The following is a 23499-nucleotide window of genomic DNA, read 5'->3' as shown; positions in this document are numbered from 1 at the left end:
GCGCTCACCCCAACCTACAAAATCGTCGTAATCCGTAGGTTGGGGTGAGCACCAGCGAACCCCAACATCCGGCCCCACCATCGCTTACGCGAACGGGTCATCCAGGCTGATGGTGTCGTCACGGTCGGCGCCGGTGGCGACCAGGGCCAGCTTGCAGCCGGACAGTTCCTCCACCGCACGCAGGTAGGCGCGCGCAGCGGGCGGCAGCTGGTTCCAGTCGCGGATGCCGGCGGTGGATTCCTGCCAGCCGGGGAATTCCAGGTAGACCGGCTTGCACTCGTCCCAGCCGTCCGCGTCGAGCGGTGCCAGTTCGCGGCGCTTGCCCCGGTATTCGTAAGCGATGCAGACCTTGACCGTGTCCAGGCCGTCGAGCACGTCGAGCTTGGTGATGGCCAGGCCGTTGATGCCGTTGATCTGGGTGGCGCGCTTCAGCGCGACCAGGTCGATCCAGCCGCAGCGGCGCGGCCGGCCGGTGCTGGCGCCGAACTCGTTGCCCTTCTTGCGCAGCAGCTCGCCCATCTCGTCGTGGAGCTCGGTGGGAAACGGACCGCTGCCGACGCGGGTGGCGTAAGCCTTGCAGATGCCCAGCACGTAGTCGATGTCGCCCGCGCCCACGCCGGTGCCGGCCAGCGCGCCGCCGATGGTGGTGTTGGACGAGGTGACGTACGGGTAAGTGCCATGGTCGATGTCGAGCAGCGCGCCCTGGGCACCTTCGTACAGGATGTTGCCGCCGTCGCGGCGCACGTCGTGCAGGATGGTGGCGACATCGTCGACCATCGGGCGGATGTACTCGCCCCAGGCCAGCGCATCGTCCAGCACCTGCTGGTAATCGACCGGCTCGCACTTCAGCCACTGGGTGAGGATGAAGTTGTGATAGTCCACCGCGGTCTTCAGCAACGCCGGCAGCTCGTGCGGGTACATCAGGTCGGCGACGCGGATGGAGCGGCGGGCGACCTTGTCCTCGTAGGCCGGACCGATGCCGCGGCCAGTGGTGCCGATGGCCTTGCCGCCGGCGGCGATCTCACGCGCTTTGTCCACCGCGATGTGGTACGGCATGATCAGCGGCGTGGCCGGGCTGATCTTGACGCGCGAACGCACCTCGACGCCGTTCGCTTCCAGCTCGGCGATCTCGGTCATCAGCGCGGCCGGCGACAGCACCACGCCGTTGCCGATCAGGCACAGCGCATCGTCGCGCAGGATGCCCGAGGGGATCAGGTGCAGCACGGTCTTCTTGCCCTTGATCACCAGCGTGTGACCGGCGTTGTGGCCGCCCTGGAAACGTGCCACCGCGCTGACCCGTTCGGTCAGCAGGTCGACGATCTTGCCCTTGCCCTCGTCGCCCCACTGCGCACCCAGAATGACTACCGACTTGCCCATGCTGCATTACTCCGAGATGTTCTCGATCAGGTTGGTGGCGTTCCGCAACGGGACCGCACGTATCAATGAAAAAACTGCAACAGCACCAGGCCAGTTGCCATCGTGCCCGCGCCGAACAGCCGCAGCGTACGCGACGGCAGTTTCAGCGCCTCGCGCACCATCGCCCGCCAGCCTTCGGGCGCCGCGAACAGCAGCAGCCCCTCGAGCACCAGCATCAGGCAAAACGCGGCGACCAGCCGGTGCATCGCCATCGGCTCAGCGCTTCGGCGCAGGCTGCCCGAAATAGCGCAGGAACTCATCGTCGGGCTTCATGATCAGCACGCCCTTGCCGTCCTCGAACGAGGTACGGTACGCGGCCAGGCTGCGGTAGAACGTGAAGAATTCCGGATCCTGGGTGTATGCCTGCGCGTAGATGGCCGCCGCTTCCGCGTCGCCCTCGCCCTTCACCTTGGCCGCGTCGCGCTGGGCGTCGGCGCGCAGCACCTGGCCCTGACGGTCGGCATCGGCCTGGATCTTCTCGGCCGCTTCCTGGCCGGTGAAACGCAGTTCGTTGGCCAGCTGCAGGCGCTCGGCGCGCATGCGCTTGTACACCGACTCGCTGACCTCGTTCGGCAGGTCGATGCGCTTGATGCGCACGTCGACCACGGCGATGCCGAGGTTCTTGCGCGCCGAGGCGTCGGTCTGCGCGCGCACACGTTCGGTGATGTCCTTGCGCCCGCCGGAGATCAGATCGGGCAAGGTCCGCGCGTTGAACTCGAAGCGCAGCGCGTCCTTCACGATCGGGGTGAGCCGCTGCGCCGCCTGCAACTGGTCGCCGCCGGTGGCCCGGTAGTAGGCAGCGTTGTCGGCCACCCGCCACTTCACGTAGAAGTCGACGTTGACGCTCTTCTTCTCGGAGGTGAAATAGCGCTCCGGCGGCGCGTCCAGCGACAGGATGCGCTTGTCGAAGTGCATCACCTGCTGCATCACCGGCAGCTTGAAATGCAGGCCCGGCTGGTAGTCCGTACGCACGATGCGGCCGAACTGCAGCAGCAGTGCGCTGTGTCCCTCACTGACCACGAACATGCTGTTCAGGCCGAGCAGGACGATCACGAGCGCGACGATGACGGAACCGATCCTCATCATGGCTGCGTCCCCTTCTGGGCCGTGCCGCCGGTCGGCTGCGACACCACCGCGCCGGTGGTGCCCGCCTCGGCCTGCGCCGGCGCGGAGGCGCCCTGCGACGCCGGCAGATTGATGATGTTGCGGCCGCCGGAACCGTCGATCACCTTGGGGTTCTTCGCCATCACCTGTTCCATCGTTTCCAGCCACAGCCGCTTGCGGGTCACTTCCGGCGCGGCCTTGTACTGTTTCAGCAGCAATTCGAAACGGGCGGCGTCACCGGTGGCCCGGGCGACGCGCTCGGCCTTGTAGCCGGCCGCCTCGGCGGCGATGCGCGCGGCATCGCCGCGTGCCACCGGCACCACCTTGCTGGCGTAGGCCAGGGCGGTGTTCTCGATGCTCTGCTTGTCCTCGCGTGCATTGTTGACGTCGTCGAAGGCGTCCTTCACTTCGTTCGGCGGCGCCACGTTCTGGAAGCTGACCTCGGTGACGCGCAGGCCGGAATCGTAGGTGTCCAGCGTCTTCTGCAGGGTTTCCTGCGCCTGTACGACCAGGTTGGCGCCGGCGGCGGAGAGGATCTGGTCCATGTCGCTGCCGCCGATCACCGAACGCACGGCGGCCTCGGCGGCGGCGCCGATGGTGCCGTCCGGGTCGTTCAGCGAGAACAGGTACTTGCGCGAATCGGCCACCTGGTACTGCACGGTGAAGTCGATCGTGATGATGTTTTCATCCTTGGTCAGCATTGCCACCTTGTCGGTGACCGAGCGGATCCGCGTGGCCTCGACCTTGGTGACCGATTCGATCGGCTGCGGCAGCTTCAGGTGGAAGCCCGGCGGCAGCGTTCGCGAGAATTCGCCGAAGCGCAGCACCACGCCAGTCTGGCGCGCGCCGATGATGGTGTAGCTGCTGAACAGCAGGCCGACCACCAGCAGCACCAGCACGCCGGTAAAGAGGCTTCCGGGGCCATGCCCCAGCTTGCCAAGCCGGTTCTTCGCCTGGTTGAGCAGATCGTCCAGCGGTGACTTGCCGCCCTGGCGATTCCTGTTCCACGGATCGCGCTGCCCGTTGTTGCCGGGTTCATTCCACGCCACGAGTCAGTCTCCTTGGGGCCGTCGGGAGGCCGGCAACCACGGCCGGAACACGCGTTGCACCGGGTTGTAGACAAGATCCAGCCAAAGCTGTCGGATGCCGCGCAGTCCGCCTTCCGCGGCCGCGCAAACAGCGGGGATTCTAGCAGAGCCCGGCTCGCGCCGGGGCGTCATTCCGCCACGACCAGCAGCTGGCGCAGCAGCCGGCTCTCGTCCGCGTCGCCACCGCTGATCGGAGCGATCACGCTGCGCGGCGCGTCGATGTGCAATTGCCAGCCGTGTTCGTCCACCGTCTCGTTGCGGATCGCGCCGGCGGCCTTCAGCCGTGCATGCAGGCGGCCGGCCGACAGCGGCAGCTGCAGCGCCGACTGCACCCGTTCGCCGCCAAGCAGCTCGCCCAGAGCCTGCCGCAGCAGACCCAGCCCGGCGCCGCTGGCGGCGGACAGCCAGACCCGCACCGGCTTGCCGGTACCGTCGCGCTCGATGCGCGGCTCGGCGCCGGCCAGGTCGATCTTGTTCATCACGTGCAGCTGCGGCACGTCGCCCGCGTCGATCTCTTCCAGTACGTTGTCCACGATGTGGTGCAACCGCTCACGCTCCTCGTCGGCGGCGTCGCTGACGTGCAGCAGCAGGTCGGCGTCGCGCGCCTCGGCCAGGGTGGCGCGGAACGCCGCGACCAGGTCGTGCGGCAGCTCGCGGATGAAACCGACGGTGTCGGCCAGCACCGCCGGGCCGCAGCTGAGGTCCTCCAGCTTGCGCACGGTGGGATCGAGTGTGGCGAACAACTGGTCGGCGGCGTAGACGTCGCCGGTGGTCAGCGCATTGAACAGGGTCGACTTGCCGGCGTTGGTGTAGCCGACCAGGGCGACCCGCGGCACCGTGTTGCGCAGCCGCGCACGGCGCTGCTGGCCGCGCTGGGTCTGCACTTTCTCCAGCCGCTTGCTGAGCATCTTGACCCGCTCGCCGAGCAGGCGGCGGTCGGTTTCCAGCTGGGTTTCGCCCGGGCCGCGGTTGCCGATGGCGCCGCCGCGCTGAGCGTCCAGATGGGTCCAGCCGCGGACCAGCCTGGTCGCCAGGTGCTTCAACTGGGCCAGCTCCACCTCCAGCTTGCCTTCGTGCGAGCGGGCACGCTGGGCGAAAATGTCCAGGATCAGGCCGGCGCGGTCGACCACGCGGATGCCCAGATGTTTCTCGAGGTTGCGTTCCTGCACCGGGGTCAGCACATGGTCGACCAGCACCAGGTCGGCCTCCAGCGCACGCGCTGCCTCGGCCACCTCATCGGCCTTGCCGGTACCGATGTAGTAGCGGGGGTTGGGATCCTCGACGCGGGCGCCGATCACGCCCAGCACCTCGGCCCCGGCGGATTTCACCAGCTCGGCAAACTCTGCCGCGCGCCGCGCCGCGTCGCCCTCGCCGCGCGAATGCGGCAGGACCAGCACGGCGCGGTCGCCTTTCTTCTGTCGGTCAAACACGGGTGGGCATGGTCCTTCGGGAGCAGACCCACTTCATGCGGGCTGACACCGCGGCTATCAAGCGTCCGTGTCGGTGGACGCGGTCAGCGCGTCGGCGTGATGGTCGTTGCCCTCATGCCCTTCGTGACCATTGCCGATACGCACGTTGCGACTGGGTACCACGGTGGAGATGGCGTGCTTGTAGACCATCTGGCTCACCTGGTTGCGCAGCAGCACCACGAACTGGTCGAACGATTCCACCGTCCCCTGCAACTTGATGCCGTTGACCAGGTAGATGGCTACCGGCACGCGCTCACGCCGCAACGCATTCAGAAACGGGTCTTGCAACGACTGCCCCTTGGACATTTCTTGTTCTCCCCTTGCCTCGGACAGACCGGAGAAAAAACGCCGATGGCGCCCCGGCCCAACATGTACAGGGATGTTAGCTGCTTTCAAATGATTGATGAAAGGAGATTTTCACGCCACGCAGGTGCGCCGGGTCACGCTGGCGGGGTTGCCCGGCCCGGTTGGCCCAGAAACAGCTGCACCGCGGTGGCGGCGCTGGCGGCCATGCCGGGTTGGTCCGGGTCGAACAGCCGGGCGCCGACCTCGCTGCGTAGCCAGGTGATCTGCCGCTTGGCCAGCTGGCGGGTGGCGAAGATGGCGCGGTCGCGGAACCCGACCGCATCGGTCTGGCCGTCCAGGTGCTCCCACGCCTGCCGGTAGCCGACCGCGCGGATCGCCGGCAGGTCCGCATGCAGGTCGCCGCGCGCGCGCAGCGCGCGTACCTCGTCCAGGAAGCCTTCCGCCAGCATCGCATCGAAACGCCGGGCGATGCGCTCATGCAGCATGCGCCGGTCGGCCGGCAGCAGGGCCAGTTTCAGCACCCGCCATGGGAAGTGCGTTGCCGCACCGCCGCGCTGCAGTTCGGACAGCGGCCGGCCGGTCAGTTCGATCACCTCCAGCGCGCGCTGCAGGCGCTGCACGTCGTTGCAGCCGATGCGGCCGGCGGCAGCCGGATCGAGCGTCGCCAGCCGCGCATGCATGGCCGGCCAGCCGAGTTGCCGCGCCTCGGCGGCCAGCCGCGCGCGGGTCGCCGGGTCGGCCTCCGGCAAGTCGGACAGCCCCTGCTGCAACGCGCGGAAATACAGCCCGGTGCCGCCGACCAGCAGCGGCACCCTGCCCTGCGCGCCGATCCGTTGCATCACCGGCAGCGCATCGGCGCGGAAGTCCGCCGCCGAATACGACTGGCCGGGATCGCGGATATCGACCAGCGCATGCGGATGGCGCGCCAGCGTGGCCAGATCGGGCTTGGCCGTGCCGATGTCCATGCCGCGGTAGACCAGCGCCGAATCGACGCTGACCAGGTCCAGCGGAAACCGTTCGCCCAGCTCGCACGCCAGCGCGGTCTTGCCGGAGGCGGTGGGACCCATCAGGAAGATGGCGAGGGGACGGGTGTCGACAGGCATCGCGTTAGTTTAGGGGCTGCTCCATGCAAAAGGCCCACGTCGTCGACGCGGGCCTTGGTGCTTGCCGAGCTTGCGCGAACAGGCGGCCTACTTCGCCGGCACGCCCAGCTCCTGCAGCAGCCATGGCGCCGGGTAGACCTTGTCCATCAACCAGCGCATGTAGCGCATGTCGACGTGGATCGCGCGCTTGTAGCGCGGATCGAACATCCAACTGGCGCTGACCGCCTCCCAGTTGCTGTCGAAGTTGAGACCAACCAGTTCGCCCTTCGCGTTCAGCACCGGCGAGCCGGAGTTGCCGCCGGTGGTGTCGAGGTTGCTGAGGAAGTTCACCGGCATGGCGCCGGACTTCGGGTCCAGGTAGCCGGCGTAGTCGCCCTTGGCGATCGCGTCGAGCAGGGGCTTGGGTGCGTCGAACGGCACCACGCCGGTGTTCTTTTCGACGATGCCCGTGGTGCTGGTAAGCGGCGCATAGCTGACTGCGTCGCGAGCCTTCAGCGGGGTGACCTTGCCGTAGCTCACGCGCAGGGTGGAGTTCGCATCCGGATAGACCGCACGGCCCTGATGCTCGCGATAGGCGATCAGCGCCTGCATGTAGGCCGGGCGCAGCCGCAGCAGGTCACCCTCGCGCGCCTTGCGCTCGTCGTCGATGCGCAGCAGCGCGGGCTGCAACTTCGCGGCGAGCAACAGCAGTGCGTCGTCGCTGTTGACCAGTTCGGCTGGCGCGGCCTTGAGCCAATGCAGACGCTGCGCTTCGTCGCCCAGTTTCGTGGCGGCGTAGACGCGATCCAGCGTCGCCGCCAACTCGGCCGGGGTGCGGCCGAACGCGGCGTCAAACTCGGGCGGGCGCTGCGCCTCGGGCAGTTGTTGGTAGCGGGTCAGCAACGCACCGACCAAGCGCTTTTCCACCGTCGGGTCGTAGCGGCGCTGCACCTGGCGCAGTTGGCCCGCGATCAGCTCCTCGTCGCGCTGCTGGTAGCCGCTCTCGCGTTCGGCGTCAGGCTTGCCGCGCTCGTGCGCCAGCCGCTGCAGGCGCAGCGCCGAGCGCATCAGCTGGGTCTGCGACTGGATCAGGCCGAGCAGCAGGTCGCGCTCGCGGGTGGCGCTGCCGTCGGCGATCAGCGCCATCGCGGCGTCGATCTGCGGGCGCAGCGTCTTCGCCGTGCGCTGGCCGCCCAGCCAGGCCAGCATCGCCGTCTCGTCCTGCTGCCGCACCGCCACCGCGTTGCTGCGCTTCAGGCCGTCCAGCTCGCCGCTGAAACGCTTGATGCCGTTCTTCAGCGACTGCAACTGCGAGGCGTAGCGGATCTTCGCCTGCGCGTCCGCCGCGCCGGCCTCCTCGATTACGTCCTGCAGCTGCTTCATCGCCGCCACCGCCGCAGGCAGGCGCCACTGCACCTGGTCGGCGAACTCGGCGGCGCTGCGATGGCGGTAGGTGATGCCGGGGTAGCCGGCAAGCATCACGTAATCGCCCTCGTTGACGCCTTCGCGGGCGATTTGCAGATGCGCCGGCGGCGTGTACGGCCGGTTGTCCTTCGCGTAATCCGCCGGCTTGCCATCCGGGCCGACGTAGGCGCGCAGCACGGTGAAGTCACCGCTGTGGCGCGGCCACATGAAGTTGTCCACCTCGTCACCGTAATTGCCGATCGCACGCGGCGGCGCATAGACCAGGCGCAGGTCACGCAGCTCCAGCTGCTTCACCAGGTAGAAGTCGCGGCCGTAGAACATGGTAGCCACGCTGCAACGCACACCCGCTTCGCGTTCGCACTCGGCGACCAGCGCCTTGCTCGCCGCGTCCACCGCGTCGTAATAGCCGCGGCCGGTCTTGCCCTTGGCGCGGGCAAGCACCTGCTCGGTGACCTTGTCGAAGCCGGTGGTCACCAGCAGGCGGAAGTCGGGGTTGGCCGGCAGCTCCTGCGAGCGGTCGGCGGCGACGTAGCCGTCCTGGATCAGGTCGCGCTGGGCGTTGCTGTTGTACTGGATCACCCCGAATGCGACGTGGTGGTTGGTCAGCACCAGGCCCTGGTCGCTGACGAAGGCGCCGGTGGCGCCACCGACCTTGACCACTGCATTGAGCGGCGCCCTGGTGAGATCGGCGAGGTCGGCCGGATTGCCCTGGAAGCCCGCCGCGTGCAGCTGCCCGCCGATGCCCGGCAGCTGCGAGGGCATCCACATGCCTTCATCGGCCTGTGCAGCCGGTGCCAGCATCATGGCCATGACGAGTCCCATTTTCCTCAAGCGCATTCGTGTTCCCCCCCGGGCGGTTCGCAATAATTTGCGAACATAGAACGGAACGCCCGCGTGGGTAACGCTGCATTGCACACTGCCGCCCGGGAAGACGACGTCCGCGAAGAAAGGCCGATGCCAGGCCGCACGAGGGCGGCCGGCATCGGGGAGGCTCAGCGACAGGACTGCCCGGCCGGCGGCGGCAGCGCCAGGAACACCGTGCTCCACAGCTGCGCGGCGTTGGATTCGTCCTCGTGCGTGCCTTCCGCACCGAACGGCTCGATGCGGTAATGGCCGTTGGCGTACGACCAGGACCACAGCTCCGAGGTACGTACCGCACCGGCGGCGCAGATCGCCCGCCACAGCTCGGACTGTGCCGCCTCGAGGTGCCGACGGGTTGGGGCGGACAGGTCGGCGCGGGCCAGCTGGCGCTTCAGGCCGGCAGCCATGATGGCCTGCTGCCAGGCCCAGACCACGGTGCCGTGGTAGGCGTTGTTGCCGAAGCGCGACCACACCTCGCGATCGGCGTAGGCGGGATTGGCGACCACCATGCCCACGTCGGTCATCAGGCCCGCCGGGAACGGCCGCATCAGGCTGGCGACGTTGCGGTCCAGCACGGCGGGGTCAGGCTTGCCGAACAACAATTGGAAACCCTCGTCCGAATGCAGCACCGGAATCGGCTTGCCCTGCGCATCCAGCGCGATGGCAGGGAATTCCAGGCTGGCGCCGCCCATGGCCTTCAATGCGGAAGCATCGGACACACCGATCTGCCTGGCGTAATCGCGCACCTGCCGGGTAGCGAGCTTGTTGGACAGGCCCACGGTAAACAGGGCGCTGGCGTGCTGCTCCCAATCGCCGGCGCTGGCCGCGGCCGCGCGCAGGCGCTCGCGTTGCGCCTGCGTGGTGTAGCCGTCCAGCAGGCCGGCATCGAGGAACTGGCCGATCGCGCGCAGCGCGGCCGGCATCCAGACCGCATTGACGTCGTAGGGATAGCGGCCGCGGCCGATGCCCTCGTTGCTGTCGCGCCACTGCCCCACTTTGGCGCCGGGTTTGAGCGCGATCAGGTTCGCGTACACCGGCTTGCGCGCGAAGGCTTCGCTGCTGGCGGCGACGAACAGCAGGTTGCGCACCAGCGCATCGCCCTGCCGCCCTATCCCGAGCTTGCCGGCCAGGAAGGCGTGGGCGCCTTCACGTCCGCGCGGATCCTCCAGCAACCATGCGGCCGCGACCGGCGGCAGCATGAAGTTGCCGTCGATCATCGTGTAGTCGTAGATCGGCGCGGCCGACGGCTTGCCCTCCTCCTTGAGATGCTGCAGCACCGCGAACTCGCCGATGCCCTCCTCGTGCGCGACCTGGCCATCCGGCGAGAGGCGCGACAGCACCGAGGCGATCCCGGCGTCGACCGCGGCCGGCTGCAGCACCGGCATCAGCAGGCGCAGCGACATCAGCGTGTCGCGCCCGAAATAGGTATCGAAACGCCAGGAGCCGGCGAGGAATTTCTCGCGGTAGCTGAGGAACTGCAGCGCCTCGCGGCTGCGCAGATCAGGTTGCGCATGGTCGTTGAGCAGGTTGGCGAACGGGGTCAGCGCGGGCTCGCCGGTGCTGGCTTCGATGCGCAGGTGCAGCGCCTCGCCCGCACGATCCGGGCGCAGCACGATGCGCCCGTTCTCGCGGACGAAGCGGCCGTTGTCCGTGCTCAGCGCGATGGCGTAACCCGGCGCGCCGTCCAGCCGCTGGCGCTGCCAACGGATCGAGCGGCCGGTGAGCTGCGGCGTGGCGACGATCTGCGGCGTGGCCGCCACCTGTGCGGTGTAGCCCTGGCCGAGCTGGTAGTCGCGCAACACGCGGATGCTGCCGAGCACGGCATCCTTCAATACCAGCCGATCAGCCGTCACTCTGGCATCGGCGGCGATGCCGTTCCAGGCGTGGCCCTCCACGACGCGCTGCTGGCCCGTCACCCGCCCCAGGGACCAGTGCACCGGTTTGTCGGTCGGCTCGAACCATATGCCTGCACCGCTGTTGCCGGCCGGGAACGCCACCAGCACGCGCGGCTTCTCGCCGGAGCTGAGCAGCAGATGGGCAGCGACGCTTCCGTCCTGGAAAAACGCGTTCTCGATGTTCCCCTCCGTGATGCGGAACTGCAGTGGTGTCCCGATCCCCGGATCCGGCGCCGCCTGCGCCGCCGGCATCGCCGCCAGGCCCGCCACCAGGGCCAGCGACGAAACGACGGAACGCCACCGCCGCTTCGGTGCCGCCGCCCCGACCAAACTCGCCATCGTGCTCAAACGCATTCGCCCACTCCGTTCAGTGACGCACAGTCTTGCGACAGTAAAAGCACGGGTCCGGAACGACAACGCTGCACTGCACGAAGCCGCCCTCCCGCGCGCCTCCTATAATGCCTGTTTACCTGCCCTCCCCACGGAAATTCCCATGCCGCAGACAATGAAAGCCCTGGTCAAGCGCAAGCCCGAGCAGGGCATCTGGATGGAAGAGGTGCCGCTGCCCGAGGTCGGCCCGAACGAGGTGCTGATCAAGATCGAGAAGACCGCGATCTGCGGCACCGACCTGCATATCTACAAGTGGGACGAATGGAGCCAGCGCACGATCAAGCCCGGCCTGACCATCGGCCATGAGTTCGTCGGCCGGATCGTGGAGATCGGCCCCGGCGTCACCGGCTACAAGGTCGGCGACCGCGTCTCGGCCGAGGGCCATATCGTCTGCGGCCACTGCCGCAACTGCCGCGCCGGGCGCCAGCACCTGTGCCCGAACACCATCGGCATCGGCGTGAACCGCAACGGCGCGTTCGCCGAGTACATGAGCATGCCGGCCTCGAACCTGTGGCCGATCCCGGACCAGATCCCGTCCGAGCTGGCCGCGTTCTTCGACCCCTACGGCAACGCCGCGCATTGCGCGCTGGAGTTCGACCTGATCGGCGAGGACGTGCTGATCACCGGCGCCGGCCCGATCGGCATCATCGCCGCCGGCATCGCCAAGCACGTGGGCGCGCGCAACGTGGTGGTCACCGACGTCAACGACTATCGCCTGAAGCTGGCTGCCGAGATGGGCGCCACGCGGGTGGTCAACGTCACCAACCAGTCGCTCCGGGACGTGATGAAGGACCTGCACATGGAGGGCTTCGACGTGGGCCTGGAGATGAGCGGCAACCCGCGCGCGTTCAACGACATGCTCGACTGCATGTACCACGGCGGCAAGATCGCCCTGCTCGGCATCCAGCCCAAGGGCGCCGGCATCGACTGGGACAAGGTGATCTTCAAGGGCCTCACCCTGCAGGGCATCTACGGCCGGCGCATGTACGAGACCTGGTACAAGATGACGCAGATGGTGCTGACCGGCTTCCCGCTGCAGAAGGTGCTGACCCACCAGATCCGCATCGACGACTTCCAGAAGGGCTTCGACCTGATGGACGCCGGCAAGTGCGGCAAGGTGGTCTGCTCCTGGAGCTGAGCGCGGCGCGCACCTCGAGTTCACGGAACGGCGACGTCCGTTCCGTGAATGTCGCCGGGCCGACCCAACCGCTGCTGACGCGCAAGTCGGCCGGTCCTTCACCCACCCCCGGCTTCTCCGTACACTGCACCGGTCCGCGCTGAGAGGCAGGATGGCCAACGGCCGGCACGGCGTATTCCGCGCCACCAGGCCGGGTGCCCACGGGGAGTTGTCCATGCTCGATCGTCATTTTCTCGCCGGGCCACGCTGGGTCGCTGTGCGGGAACGCGCCGAGCGGCTGTACCGCTCGCACCGCCTGCGCCGCAACCTGCTGATCGCCGCGATCGTGCTGCTGGTGTTCGGCCTGCTGGGCTTCTTTGCGGCGCCGCCGATCATCCGCTCGCAATTGCAGGCACGGCTCGGCGCGGCACTCGGGCGCACGGTGACAATCGGTGCTGCGCACCTCAACCCGTACACGCTGCGCCTGGATCTGGACCGGCTGCACATCGCCGACGCCGACGGCCACTCGCCGTTCGTGGACGTGGACCGGCTCACCATCAATGCGTCGTGGGCCTCGCTGTTCCGGCTGGCGCCGGTACTGGACGAGCTGGCCGTACAGCAGCCGCGGATCCATCTGGTGCGCACCGGGCCGCAGCGCTTCAATTTCTCGGACATGGTCCAGCGACTCTCCCGTCCGTCCGACCCCAACGCGAAACCGGCACGCTTCGCGCTCGCCAATATCAGCGTGCACGGCGGCGACATCGCATTCGACGACCAGGTGCTGAAAACCAGCCACCGCGTCGACCGGATCGAGGTGGGGATTCCGTTCCTGGCGAACCTGCCCGCCGACACCGACCTGTTCGTGCAACCGCTGCTGGCGATGCGCGTGGACGGCAGTCCGCTGCGCATCGACGGCCAGACCAAGCCGTTCGCGAACAGCCGCGAATCGGTGATGACGTTCCAGATCGATCACCTGGACCTGCCGAAGTACCTCGCCTACGCGCCGACGCCGCTGCCGGTCGCAGTGCCTCGCGGCCAGCTGTCCGGCAAGCTGGAACTGCATTTCGTGGCGGCCCCGGATGGCAACCAGCTGCGCCTGGGCGGCGGCCTGGCCCTGGACGATTTCGCGCTGAACAACCCCGACGGCGTGGCGCTGCTGGAACTGGGGCACGGCACCGCCGAACTGGTCGACGTGCAGCCGCTGCAGTCGCACTACCACCTGGGCGCGATCTCGCTGGACAAGGCCACCGTGCACTACCACCGCACCGCCGGCGGCCACAGCAACTTCGATCCGCTTCTCGCACCCACCGCTCCACCCGCCCCGGCCGGCCAGCCGGCCGGCAAGCCCACCGAGGTAAGGATCGACACGCTGAGCCTGAACGCCAGCCGCTTCGACTATGCCGACCTCGGCTCCAGCGGCGATGCGCCCGGCACGCTGCAACTGGAGAACCTGCATGGCACGGTGCACGGGCTGTCCACCGTGGCGGCGCCGGCAGCCGCACTCGACATCGCCGGCCAGCTCAATGGCGGCGGCATCGCCGGCAAAGGCGGCCTGGATCTCGCCGCCGCGCGCTTCAACGGCAAGCTCAAGCTGCAGGGCGTGCAACTGGCGCCGCTGCAACCGCTGGCACTGCCGCAGCTGAAGGCGACCGTCGCCGGCGGCGCACTGGATGCCGACGGCCAGTTGCGGGCCGAATGGGGCAAGGCGGTGAACCTGCACCTGGAGCCGGCCACCTTCGTGGTGAACGGCCTGGCCCTGAAACGGCGTGACGGCCAGGCCACGCCGCTGGCCTGGAAGTCCCTGCGGCTGAAGATCGCCAGCCTCGATCTCCTCAGCCGCGAGGCCCGCCTCGACAGCGTGCTCGTCGACGGGCTGAAGCTGGACCTGCAGCGCCTGCGCAACGGCACGATCGACCTGGCCACGCTGATGGGCACACCGCCGGCACCCGCCAAAGCTGGCACGGCCGCGGCTGCGCCGGCGTGGCGCTGGAGCGTGGCGAACCTGCAACTGCAGGACAGCGATGTGAGGTTCAAGAATCTCGCTGCCGACCGACCGATGCCGTTGCTGGTGCATGCCGGGCACTACAGCATCGACGGACTGTCCAGCGATCTGCACAAGCCCCTGAAGCTGGCGCTGACCGGCCAGCTGGGCAAGGGCAAGTACAGCGTCGAGGGCAGCGTGAAACCGCAGCCGCTCGATGCCGACCTGCGCCTGAAGACCTCCGGCGTGGATATCGCGCCGCTGCAGTCCCTGATCAGCGTACCGCTGAACGTGCACATCGCCAGCGCCCTGCTCAGCATGGACGGACGCGCACGCTACAGCGACCGGGGCAAGGCTCCCGCCCGGGTGGACTATCGCGGCCACGCCACGTTCGGCCGGGTCCGCATCCAGGACAAGCTGACCGGCGACGATTTCCTGCGCTGGCACTCGCTGACTGCCTCGGGCATGGCCATCCGGCTGGGCGAGGGCGCGCCGCGCGCCGACATCGACGGCATCGCGCTGAGCGACTTCTATGCCCGCGTCATCATCAACGCGAACGGCCGCCTGAACCTGCAGGACGTCGTCGCGAATCCCGCGGCGGCCCCGGTATCGGTGACCCGCGAACAGGGAGCCGCGGCGAACCCGGCCAAGGCCAAGCCGGCTCCCGCCTCGACGACCGCGCCAGCCGCCGCGGTGGCCGCGGCGCCGAACGCAGAAGGGCCGGCCCCGGAAATCCACATCGGCCAGATCACCCTCGCCCGCGGCGAACTGAACTACACCGACAACTTCATCAAGCCGAACTACACCGCGAACGTCACCGGCCTCACCGGCAAGATCGGCGCCTTCGGCACCACCGGCGGCGCACCGCCGGCGGAGCTGGTACTGCAGGGCAAGCTCGACGAAAACTCCCCGGTGGACATCAACGGCACCATCAACCCTCTGACGCCGGTGGCCTTCCTCGACATCAAGGCGAAGGCCGATGGCGTCGAGCTGCCGCATCTGTCGCCCTATTCGGGCAAATACGCGGGCTACCCGATCACCAGCGGCAAGCTCAACGTCGACGTCCACTACCAGCTCGACCAGCGCAAGCTGGTCGCGAACAACCACATCTTCATCACCCAGCTGACCTTCGGCGACCGCATCGAGGGTGTCGGCGTCAGCCACCTGCCGGTGAAGCTCGCGGTGGCGCTGCTGAAGGACGCCGACGGCAACATCGACCTGAACATCCCGGTGTCCGGTTCGCTGGACGATCCGCAGTTCAGCATGGGCAGCCTGGTCTGGCATGCGTTCGTGAACCTGATCACCCGCGCCGTGACGTCGCCGTTCCGACTGCTGGCGTCGATCGGCGGCGGCAACAAGCCCGACCTGGGCTACGTGGAATTCGCGCCGGGCTCGGCCGTGCTGGATGCCGAGGCCAAGTCGCGGCTGGAACAATTGGTGGCGTTCCTGCAGTCCAGGCCATCGCTGACGCTGGACATCTCGGGCCGCGTCGATCCCGGCGTCGACGAAAATGGCCTGCGCAAGGTGATGGTCGATGACCTGGTGCGCCAGGCCAAGGCCGACGACGACGGCAAGCACGAGGATCCGGCCGCGCTCCAGCTTACCCCGGACGAATACCAGCATTACCTGGTGCGGGTGTACAAGCGCGCCAAGTTCCCGAAACCGAAGAACATCATCGGCCTGACCAAGTCGCAGCCGCCAGAGGAAATGCACCAGTTGCTGGAAACCAACATGCCGGTCGATGCCGAAGCCATGAAGCAACTGGCCGAACGCCGTGCACTGGCGGTGCAGGCCTGGCTGAAAGGCAAGCTGGACGACAAGCGCATGGCGCTGCAGGCACCGAAGCTCGACGCCAAGGGCATCGAGGACAAGGGCAAGACGACGCGTGTGGATTTCGGCTTGCGCTGACGGAGCGGCGGGAACGGAGCCGGACACCCGTTCGCTGGCGGTGGCCGGCCGCTACAATGGGCTCTCCCCAAGGCCCGGAACCCTGCCATGACCTACCCCACCAAGGCGCGCTACGCCAGCGAACTGGACTCCATCCGCGAACAGGGGCTGTTCAAGGCCGAGCGCATCATCACCTCGCCGCAGTCTGCCGAGATCGAGCTGGAAGGCGGCCGCAAGGTGCTGAACTTCTGCGCCAACAACTATCTGGGGCTGGCCGATCATCCCAAAGTGATCCAGGCCGCCAAGGACGCGCTGGACAGCCACGGCTTCGGCATGGCCAGCGTGCGCTTCATCTGCGGCACGCAGGACCTGCACAAACAGTTGGAGGCGAAGATCGCCGCTTTCTTCGGCACCGAGGACGCCATCCTCTATGCCGCCTGCTTCGACGCCAACGGCGGCCTGTTCGAGCCGCTGCTGGGCGAGGAGGATGCGGTGATCTCCGACGCGCTGAACCACGCCTCGATCATCGACGGCATCCGCCTGTGCAAGGCCAAACGCTTCCGCTACGCCAACAGCGACATGGCCGACCTGGAGGCCCAGCTCAAGGCCGCCGACGCGGCCGGCGCCCGGACCAAGCTGATCACCTCCGACGGCGCATTCTCGATGGACGGCTTCATCGCCAAGCTCGACGAAATCACCGCGCTGGCGGCGAAATACGACGCCATGGTGCACATCGACGAGTGCCACTGCACCGGTTTTCTGGGCGACACCGGCCGCGGCTCGGCCGAGGTCAACGGCGTGATGGACAAGATCGATATCTTCACCGGCACCTTGGGCAAGGCACTGGGCGGCGCGCTGGGCGGCTTCACCACCGGTCGCAAGGAAGTGATCGAACTGCTGCGCCAGCGCTCGCGTCCGTACCTGTTCTCCAACTCGCTGCCGCCGCACGTGGTCGCCGCCGCGATCAAGGTGTTCGACATGCTGGCCAGTGCCGGTGACCTGCGGAACAAGCTCAAGCAGAATACGCACTACTTCCGCGAGCAGATGACCGCAGCCGGTTTCGACATCAAGCCGGGCGTCCACCCGATCGTGCCGGTGATGATCTACGACGCGCCCAAGGCGCAGGCGATGGCCAGCGCTCTGCTGGAGGAAGGCATCTACGTCACCGGTTTCTTCTACCCGGTGGTGCCGCAGGGCCAGGCGCGCATCCGTACGCAGATGAGCGCGGCGCATACCCGCGAGCACCTCGACCGGGCCATCGCCGCTTTCACCAGGGTGGGCCGGAAGCTGGGCATCATCCCGGTCTGACCGCGGTTGCGGAAGTCCGCTGGCGGGCTTCTACCGGACAGATGGCGCGGCAAGCGAGCGCACTTCATCGGCGCTCAGCCGCCGCCATTGCCCCTTCGCCAATCCGCCCAGTGCCAGCGGTCCGATCGCCACCCGGATCAGGCGCAACACGTCGAAACCCAGCACGGCCAGCAACCGGCGGATGTGCCGGTTGCGCCCCTCGTCCAGCACCACCTCCAGCCAGGCGTTCTTTTCGCCTGTGCGCAGCAGCGACGCGCGGCGCGCAACCAGCCGATCGTCGGCGTCCTCCACGCCCCTCAGCATCGCCTCGAGAGTCGATGCGTCGGGCCGGCCGGCCACTTGCACGTGGTAGGTCTTGTCGAGGTGGGTGGCCGGGTCGGTGATGGCGGAGGCCCAGCTGGTGTCGTTGCTCAGCAGCAACAGGCCCTCGCTGGCCTTGTCCAGCCGCCCCACCGGGCCCAGCCACGGCAGCCCGGCGGCGGCCAGCGCGGTATAGACCGTGGCGCGTCCGTGCTCGTCGGATGCGCTGACGACCAGCCCGCGTGGCTTGTTGAAGGCGACATAGACACACTCGACAGGCTTCACCACTTGGCCATCGACGGCCACCCTTTGCCGATCGATCAAGGTCGGATGGTAGGGATCGCGAACCACCCGGCCCTCCACGCTGACGCGACCGTCACGAACCCACTGCTCGGCCTGGCTGCGCGAGCATGCGCCCAGCTTGGACAGCACGCGCGCCAGCCCGTGCCGTGGCGGCTGCAGTGCGGATGCTGCGGCAGGAGGTGCGGAGCGGAAAGGCGGACGAGGCATCGCGCTAGCGTATAGGCCGCAGCCGCGATGCGACAACAAGACGCACCCCAGCCACAGGGAGGAAACCAAAAAAAACCCGGCCGAAGCCGGGTTTTTTCATTGCTGCATTACGCGGTCCGATTACTGCTGGACCTGCAGTTCCGTACGGCGGTTCTGCGCACGGCCCGCGTCGGTGCTGTTGTCACCGATCGGGTCGTTCTTGCCGTGGCCGATCGGGCCCTCCAGACGGCTGGCAGCGATGCCGTGGCCGGTCAGGTAGTCGTACACGATCTTCGCACGACGCTCCGACAGGCTCTGGTTGTAGGCATCGGTACCCTTCGCGTCGGTGTAACCGGCAACCGTCACCTTCACCTGCGGATACCGCTGCAGGGTGTCGATGGCCTGGTTCAGCACCGCGATCGAATCGGCGCTCGGCTCGGCCAGCGACTTCGAGATATCGGTCTCGCCCTTCTTCGGGCGATCGAACTTGAAGTTCACGCCGCGCAGGTCGATCACGACCTTCTGCGGGCAACCATCCGGGCCGACGATCGTGCCGGCGGGAGTGCCCGGGCACTTGTCGTCGCAATCGTTGACGCCGTCGTGGTCGCTGTCCATGGTCGAGCAGTCAGCCGGCGGCGGGGTCGCCGCTACCGGGGCCGCAGCCGCGGCCGGCGCGCCGAAGCGCGAAACGATGCTGAAGCCCAGGAACCAGTCGCCGTAACCGCTCTTCGACGGCTGCGACTTGTTGTCCCAGTCATAGCGGTAGCCGGCTTCGGCACGGAAGTCCGAGCTGTCGGTGATCGTCTTCGACACACCGCCACCCAGCTCGGCAGCCGGCGACCAGCCGTTGTCACCGGAGTTGTGGTGGTTGCTGCCCATTACGCCGGCCAGCAGGTACGGACGCCAGGCGTTCCAGTCACCCGCATAGAAACGCGCAACCGCGCCGACGTTGTTGTTGGACCAGCTGCCGCCACCGACTTGGGAGTCACGATTGCGCTTGGTGCGGTCAATGAACCCGTCAATCGAGACATTCGGCGCGATGAAACGACCTACGCCCAGGCCATAATAGAACTGGCGGCTGTTGGTGTTGCGGTCGGTGTCGTTGTAATAACCGCCCACCGTCGGCGCGATATACCAACGACCGTCATAGGAAGAAGTGGCAGCGGTGGTATCGGCGGGAGCGGCAGTGTTCTGCGCATGAACGGCACCTACGCCGCCCAGGGCCAGCGCGATCAGAAAATACAAGCCCTTACGTTTCATCAGGTGTCTCCTCGTTTATTAGATTTCGCATCCGTTCAACCCCAACCGGAAGTCGTACGTCAGAACTGAACTACTCATTCAGGACTCTGGCAGCCCCTGCTTGGTGTTTTCCTGCAACAAGCGGCGGAGAGTGTAGCAAAATCGTTAAGCAGGTAGCGCTTTAACATCGTTCCCACACCATCCTGGTGAGGCTTTGTTCAGGAAAGTTCATTGACTTGCACATGACCGGATCCGCGTATGGAAGCCGGTGTCACGCGTTGCCACTGCATTAACGCTGGATTCCCGGGCGGAAGCGGATTGGCAAGGCAGCAGCCAATATTGCGACTGCCCTGCCATTAATCTTCCACTCACACCGTCTTTACAATGTGAAGAGCCCAAGGAACTGCTGCAGCGGCATGGCGTCCAACTGCGCCGGATCCTCGACTGCCGCCATGATCGCCTTGACCTGATGCGCGGGAAGCTGGTCGCGCATAGCCGCCTCGAACTTCCGCAGCAACACCGGAATGCCTTCGGCGCGACGCTTGCGGTGGCCGATCGGATAGTCGATTGACACCTTTTCGGTGCTGCTGCCGTCCTTGAAGAACACCTGCACCGAATTGCCGATGTAGCGCTTGGCGGGATCGAAGTAATCACGTGTGAACTGCGGGTTCTCGACCACCGTCATCCTGTCGCGCAGCGTGTCGATGCGCGGATCGGCGGCTACGTCGTCGTTGTAGTCGCTGGCCACCAGTCGACCGAAGATCAGCGGCACCGCCACCATGTACTGGATGCAGTGGTCGCGATCGGCGTAGTTCGCCAGCGGGCCGGTCTTGTCGATGATGCGGCAGCCCGCTTCCTGGGTCTCGATGACGATTTTCTCGACCTGGTCGAGCCTGCCCGCCACTTCGCCGTGCAGCTTCATCGCGCACTCCACCGCGGTCTGCGCGTGGAACTCGGCCGGGTAGCTGATCTTGAACAGCACGTTCTCCATCACGTAGCTGCCGAACGGACGCTCGAACTCGAACGGCTTGCCCTTGAACGCCACGTCGTAGAAGCCCCAGGTCTTCGCCGACAGTGCCGACGGATAACCGACCACGCCGCGATACACCGCATTGATGGCATGGGTCACTGCGCGGCGGCAGGCGTCACCGGCGGCCCAGCTCTTGCGCGGGCCGGTGTTCGGCGCATGGCGATAGGTGCGCAACGCGCCGTTGTCGATCCAGCTGTGCGAGACAGCGGTGGTGATCTGCTCCTTGTCGCCGCCGAGCATCGCCGTGGCCACCGCGGTGGAAGCCAGCCGCACCAGGATCACATGGTCCTGGCCAACCCGGTTGAAACTGTTCAGCAGCGCGTAGCAGCCCTGGATCTCGTGCGCCTTGATGGCGTAGCCGAGCACGTCGCGCACGGTCAGCGGCCGGCCACCCTCCCGCTCCGCCTTGCGGCTCAGGTAGTCGCCCACCGCCAGGATGCTGCCGAGGTTGTCCGACGGGTGGCCCCACTCGGCCGCCAGCCAGGTGTCGTTGAAGTCGAGCCAGCGGATCTGCGTGCCGATGGCGAACGCCGCCTGCACCGGATCCAACTCATGGCTGGTGCCCGGCACGCGCGCACCGCCCGGCAGCGTGGCGCCCGGCACCAGCGGGCCGAGGTGCTTCACGCACTCGGGAAACTTCATCGCCAGCATCGCGGTGCCCAGCGAGTCCAGCAGCATGTAGCGCGCGGTGTCGTACGCCTCCTTCGAGTCGATCTGGTAGTCGACCACGTAATTGGCGATGTCGACCAGTGGCTGGTCGGGATCGGGGCGGACGGCGGAGCGGATATCGTGCGCACTCATGGCGGATCTCGCGGCAGGGGAAAAGCGCCATTTTAGCCGACCGGCATGCAGCCCGTCGCTTGACCGCGATCGCAGCGCCCCCGACAATCCGACAAACACACCCCCAAAAGGGAGTAGTTCCCGCGGCGGCTTCGCCTGCCCCGGTGCGGTGATCGTCAACACGAGCGACGTTTCGCTCCGGTCACCTCGGCAGCCATGCTGCGAACGAGACTTTTGCGGTGACTGCGGGTCGCGCGCGTCCGCAGTCGCCGCATTGTCCGACGCGCATGGAAACGCCCATGGAATTCACCAGTCCCGACTTTCTCTCCGGCCTGCTGGCCATCATCCTGCTCGACCTCGTTCTCGCCGGCGACAATGCCATCGTCATCGCCATGGCTGCCGTTCGCCTGCCTAGGGAACTGCAGAAGAAGGCCGTATTCTGGGGTACGTTCGGCGCCGTCGCGGTTCGTTTCGTGCTCACCACCGCCGTCGTCTACCTGCTCAAGCTCCCGGGACTGATGCTGGCGGGCGGCGTGCTGCTGCTGCCGATCGCCTGGAAGCTGTTGAGCCACGGTGACGAACAGAGCCCCGACATCAAGGCCGGCAACACGTTCTGGGGCGCGTTGCGCACGATCATCGCCGCCGACGCGCTGATGGGCATGGACAACGTGCTGGCGATCGCCGGCGCGTCGAAGGGCCACCTCGCCCTGGTCATCCTCGGCCTGCTGATCAGCGTGCCGCTGGTGGTCTGGGGTTCGACCCTGATCCTGAAGCTGATCGACCGCTTCCCGATCATCATGTACATCGGCGCCGCCGCGATTGCGATCACCGCCGGGCGCATGATCACCCACGACCCTCTGCTCAGCGGCTGGTTCGACGCCAACGGCTGGGCGAAGTACGGCCTGGATGCGCTGGCGGTGCTCGCCATCTGCGGCGGCGGCTGGCTGGTGCAGCGGCGGCGGTCGAAATCCATCCCTCGCGGGAAGATGCCGCACGACGGCCCTGCCCTTCCCGGCGGCTGAACGGACGGTCCGGCACAGGAGTCGATCACGCGAAGAAAAGGGCGCCGTACGGCGCCCTTTTCTTCGCGTTCCGAGTGGTGCGATCAGCGCTTGTCGATCGGCACGTAGGCCTGGTCTTCCGGGCCGGTGTAGTTCGCGCTGGGGCGGATGATCTTGCCGTCCTGGCGCTGCTCGATCACGTGTGCGCTCCAGCCGGAGGTGCGCGCGATCACGAACAGCGGCGTGAACATCGCGGTGGGCACGCCCATCATGTGGTACGCGCTGGCCGAGAACCAGTCGAGGTTCGGGAACATCTTCTTGACCTCGCCCATCACCTTCTCGATCCGCTCGGAAACGTCGAACAGGGTCGGGTTGCCGCCGTCGGTGCACAGCTTGCGCGAGACTTCCTTGATGATCTCGTTGCGCGGATCGGACACGGTGTAGACCGGGTGGCCGAAGCCGATGATGATCTCCTTGCGCTCGACACGGGCACGGATGTCGGCTTCCGCATCGTTCGCGCTGCGGTAGCGCGCGATGATCTCCATCGCCACCTCGTTCGCGCCGCCGTGCTTGGGGCCGCGCAGCGCGCCGATCGCACCGGTGATCGCCGAATACAGGTCCGAACCGGTGCCGGCGATGACGCGGGCGGCGAAGGTCGAGGCGTTGAACTCGTGCTCGGCGTACAGCACCAGCGACTTGTCCAGCGACTGCGCATGCAGCTCGCTCGGCTTACGACCGTGCAGCAGGTGCAGGAAGTGCGCCGCGATCGAGTCGTCGTCGGTCTCGGTCTCGATGCGCTTGCCGTTGTGGCTGAAGTGGTACCAGTACAGCAGCATCGAGCCGAAGCTGGCCATCAGCCGGTCGGCGATGTCGCGCGCGCCGGTGACGTTGTGGTCGTCCTTCTCCGGCAGCACGGTACCGAGCACCGAGCAGCCGGTGCGCAGCACGTCCATCGGATGGGTGGCGGCCGGCAGCAGTTCCATCGCGGCCTTGACCGGCGCCGGCAGGCCGCGCAGGCGCTTCAGGCGCGCGCGGTAGTTGTTCAGTTCGGTCCAGTTCGGCAGCACGCCGTGCACCAGCAGGTAGGCCACTTCCTCGAAACAGCCCTTGGCAGCCAGGTCGTGGATGTCATAGCCGCGGTAATGCAGGTCATTGCCGCTGCGGCCGACCGTGCACAGCGCGGTATTGCCCGCGGCCACGCCGGACAGGGCGACGGATTTCTTGGCCTTGGGAAGGGCTTGCTCGCTCATCGGGAATCTCCAGGGTGCAGGTTTGGTGCTACGCGTGTGCGTTTGTGGTGTGTAGGAGCCCGCTTGCGGGCGATGCTCTTT

Annotated in this window: 17 protein-coding genes; 4 read left to right on the top strand and 13 right to left on the bottom strand. The window is 67.2% G+C overall.

The features are described 5' to 3' along the window. Window positions 1-84: 84 nt before the first annotated feature. The 9 genes from DEO45_RS08830 to DEO45_RS08790 all read right to left on the bottom strand — a co-directional run bounded on the left by DEO45_RS08830 (window position 85) and on the right by DEO45_RS08790 (window position 11000). Window positions 85-1377 carry an adenylosuccinate synthase gene (locus tag DEO45_RS08830; protein WP_114342655.1) on the bottom strand — a complete coding sequence of 431 codons (1293 nt, stop codon included), beginning with the start codon at window positions 1375-1377 and terminating at the stop codon, window positions 85-87. Window positions 1378-1439: 62 nt separating this feature from the next. Further along, a complete protein-coding gene (locus DEO45_RS08825; protein WP_114342929.1) occupies window positions 1440-1622 on the bottom strand; it encodes a DUF2065 domain-containing protein in 183 nt (60 codons plus the stop codon). 10 nt (window positions 1623-1632) lie between these two features. Further along, complete coding sequence (hflC, locus tag DEO45_RS08820) at window positions 1633-2499, bottom strand: protease modulator HflC (RefSeq protein ID WP_189339716.1); 867 nt, start codon at window positions 2497-2499, stop codon at window positions 1633-1635. Beyond that, window positions 2499-3569: an FtsH protease activity modulator HflK gene (hflK, locus tag DEO45_RS08815; RefSeq protein WP_114342650.1), complete on the bottom strand. Its 1071-nt coding sequence runs from the start codon at window positions 3567-3569 to the stop codon at window positions 2499-2501. The genes hflC and hflK overlap by 1 nt, the downstream gene beginning before the upstream one ends. 167 nt (window positions 3570-3736) lie before the next feature. After that, window positions 3737-5038: a ribosome rescue GTPase HflX gene (gene hflX, locus DEO45_RS08810; RefSeq protein ID WP_114342647.1), complete on the bottom strand. Its 1302-nt coding sequence runs from the start codon at window positions 5036-5038 to the stop codon at window positions 3737-3739. 57 nt (window positions 5039-5095) lie between these two features. Beyond that, complete coding sequence (gene hfq, locus DEO45_RS08805; protein ID WP_114342645.1) at window positions 5096-5383, bottom strand: RNA chaperone Hfq; 288 nt, start codon at window positions 5381-5383, stop codon at window positions 5096-5098. 134 nt (window positions 5384-5517) lie between these two features. Further along, window positions 5518-6486 carry a tRNA (adenosine(37)-N6)-dimethylallyltransferase MiaA gene (gene miaA, locus DEO45_RS08800; RefSeq protein ID WP_114342643.1) on the bottom strand — a complete coding sequence of 323 codons (969 nt, stop codon included), beginning with the start codon at window positions 6484-6486 and terminating at the stop codon, window positions 5518-5520. A gap of 87 nt (window positions 6487-6573) precedes the next feature. Beyond that, a complete protein-coding gene (locus DEO45_RS08795) occupies window positions 6574-8700 on the bottom strand; it encodes a S46 family peptidase (RefSeq protein ID WP_428992432.1) in 2127 nt (708 codons plus the stop codon). Window positions 8701-8882: 182 nt separating this feature from the next. Then, on the bottom strand, window positions 8883-11000 hold the full coding sequence (locus DEO45_RS08790) for a hypothetical protein (protein WP_114342637.1): 2118 nt from the start codon (window positions 10998-11000) through the stop codon (window positions 8883-8885). A gap of 139 nt (window positions 11001-11139) precedes the next feature. Here DEO45_RS08790 and tdh point away from each other — a divergent pair, with 139 nt between their 5' ends. The 3 genes from tdh to kbl all read left to right on the top strand — a co-directional run bounded on the left by tdh (window position 11140) and on the right by kbl (window position 17329). Continuing rightward, window positions 11140-12174: an L-threonine 3-dehydrogenase gene (tdh, locus tag DEO45_RS08785; RefSeq protein ID WP_189339706.1), complete on the top strand. Its 1035-nt coding sequence runs from the start codon at window positions 11140-11142 to the stop codon at window positions 12172-12174. A gap of 214 nt (window positions 12175-12388) precedes the next feature. Then, a complete protein-coding gene (locus DEO45_RS08780; protein ID WP_114342633.1) occupies window positions 12389-16042 on the top strand; it encodes a DUF748 domain-containing protein in 3654 nt (1217 codons plus the stop codon). 87 nt (window positions 16043-16129) lie between these two features. Further along, window positions 16130-17329 carry a glycine C-acetyltransferase gene (gene kbl / locus DEO45_RS08775; protein ID WP_114342631.1) on the top strand — a complete coding sequence of 400 codons (1200 nt, stop codon included), beginning with the start codon at window positions 16130-16132 and terminating at the stop codon, window positions 17327-17329. 30 nt (window positions 17330-17359) lie between these two features. On the opposite strand, the gene DEO45_RS08770 is transcribed toward kbl, so the two are convergent. The 3 genes from DEO45_RS08770 to DEO45_RS08760 all read right to left on the bottom strand — a co-directional run bounded on the left by DEO45_RS08770 (window position 17360) and on the right by DEO45_RS08760 (window position 21188). After that, window positions 17360-18139, bottom strand: a complete 780-nt coding sequence (locus tag DEO45_RS08770; RefSeq protein WP_114342628.1) for a pseudouridine synthase — start codon at window positions 18137-18139, stop codon at window positions 17360-17362. Window positions 18140-18259: 120 nt separating this feature from the next. After that, complete coding sequence (locus DEO45_RS08765) at window positions 18260-19378, bottom strand: OmpA family protein (RefSeq protein ID WP_114342626.1); 1119 nt, start codon at window positions 19376-19378, stop codon at window positions 18260-18262. A 358-nt stretch (window positions 19379-19736) separates the two neighbouring features. Continuing rightward, window positions 19737-21188 carry a bifunctional 2-methylcitrate dehydratase/aconitate hydratase gene (locus DEO45_RS08760; protein ID WP_114342624.1) on the bottom strand — a complete coding sequence of 484 codons (1452 nt, stop codon included), beginning with the start codon at window positions 21186-21188 and terminating at the stop codon, window positions 19737-19739. A gap of 278 nt (window positions 21189-21466) precedes the next feature. Between DEO45_RS08760 and DEO45_RS08755 the strand changes: the two genes are divergently transcribed. Continuing rightward, the gene (locus DEO45_RS08755; protein ID WP_114342622.1) at window positions 21467-22189 is read left to right on the top strand and encodes a TerC family protein; all 723 of its coding nucleotides are present in this window, start codon (window positions 21467-21469) and stop codon (window positions 22187-22189) included. An 83-nt stretch (window positions 22190-22272) separates the two neighbouring features. Here the strand turns inward: DEO45_RS08755 and prpC are convergent, their stop codons facing one another. Further along, the gene (gene prpC / locus DEO45_RS08750; protein WP_114342619.1) at window positions 22273-23418 is read right to left on the bottom strand and encodes a bifunctional 2-methylcitrate synthase/citrate synthase; all 1146 of its coding nucleotides are present in this window, start codon (window positions 23416-23418) and stop codon (window positions 22273-22275) included. Window positions 23419-23499: the final 81 nt, after the last annotated feature.

This window comes from Rhodanobacter denitrificans (assembly GCF_003335105.1).
Taxonomy (GTDB): Bacteria; Pseudomonadota; Gammaproteobacteria; order Xanthomonadales; family Rhodanobacteraceae; genus Rhodanobacter; species Rhodanobacter denitrificans_A.
This window is presented reverse-complemented; position numbering and strand designations above follow the sequence as displayed.

Coding starts and splice junctions, on each gene's coding strand:
- DEO45_RS08830 (WP_114342655.1), bottom strand. CDS start 1,377: ATGGGCAAGTCGGTAGTCATTCTGGGTGCGCAGTGGGGCGACGAGGGC.
- DEO45_RS08825 (WP_114342929.1), bottom strand. CDS start 1,622: ATGCACCGGCTGGTCGCCGCGTTTTGCCTGATGCTGGTGCTCGAGGGG.
- hflC (WP_189339716.1), bottom strand. CDS start 2,499: ATGAGGATCGGTTCCGTCATCGTCGCGCTCGTGATCGTCCTGCTCGGC.
- hfq (WP_114342645.1), bottom strand. CDS start 5,383: ATGTCCAAGGGGCAGTCGTTGCAAGACCCGTTTCTGAATGCGTTGCGG.
- miaA (WP_114342643.1), bottom strand. CDS start 6,486: ATGCCTGTCGACACCCGTCCCCTCGCCATCTTCCTGATGGGTCCCACC.
- DEO45_RS08795 (WP_428992432.1), bottom strand. CDS start 8,700: ATGGCCATGATGCTGGCACCGGCTGCACAGGCCGATGAAGGCATGTGG.
- DEO45_RS08790 (WP_114342637.1), bottom strand. CDS start 11,000: ATGCGTTTGAGCACGATGGCGAGTTTGGTCGGGGCGGCGGCACCGAAG.
- tdh (WP_189339706.1), top strand. CDS start 11,140: ATGCCGCAGACAATGAAAGCCCTGGTCAAGCGCAAGCCCGAGCAGGGC.
- DEO45_RS08780 (WP_114342633.1), top strand. CDS start 12,389: ATGCTCGATCGTCATTTTCTCGCCGGGCCACGCTGGGTCGCTGTGCGG.
- kbl (WP_114342631.1), top strand. CDS start 16,130: ATGACCTACCCCACCAAGGCGCGCTACGCCAGCGAACTGGACTCCATC.
- DEO45_RS08770 (WP_114342628.1), bottom strand. CDS start 18,139: ATGCCTCGTCCGCCTTTCCGCTCCGCACCTCCTGCCGCAGCATCCGCA.
- DEO45_RS08765 (WP_114342626.1), bottom strand. CDS start 19,378: ATGAAACGTAAGGGCTTGTATTTTCTGATCGCGCTGGCCCTGGGCGGC.
- DEO45_RS08760 (WP_114342624.1), bottom strand. CDS start 21,188: ATGAGTGCGCACGATATCCGCTCCGCCGTCCGCCCCGATCCCGACCAG.
- DEO45_RS08755 (WP_114342622.1), top strand. CDS start 21,467: ATGGAATTCACCAGTCCCGACTTTCTCTCCGGCCTGCTGGCCATCATC.
- prpC (WP_114342619.1), bottom strand. CDS start 23,418: ATGAGCGAGCAAGCCCTTCCCAAGGCCAAGAAATCCGTCGCCCTGTCC.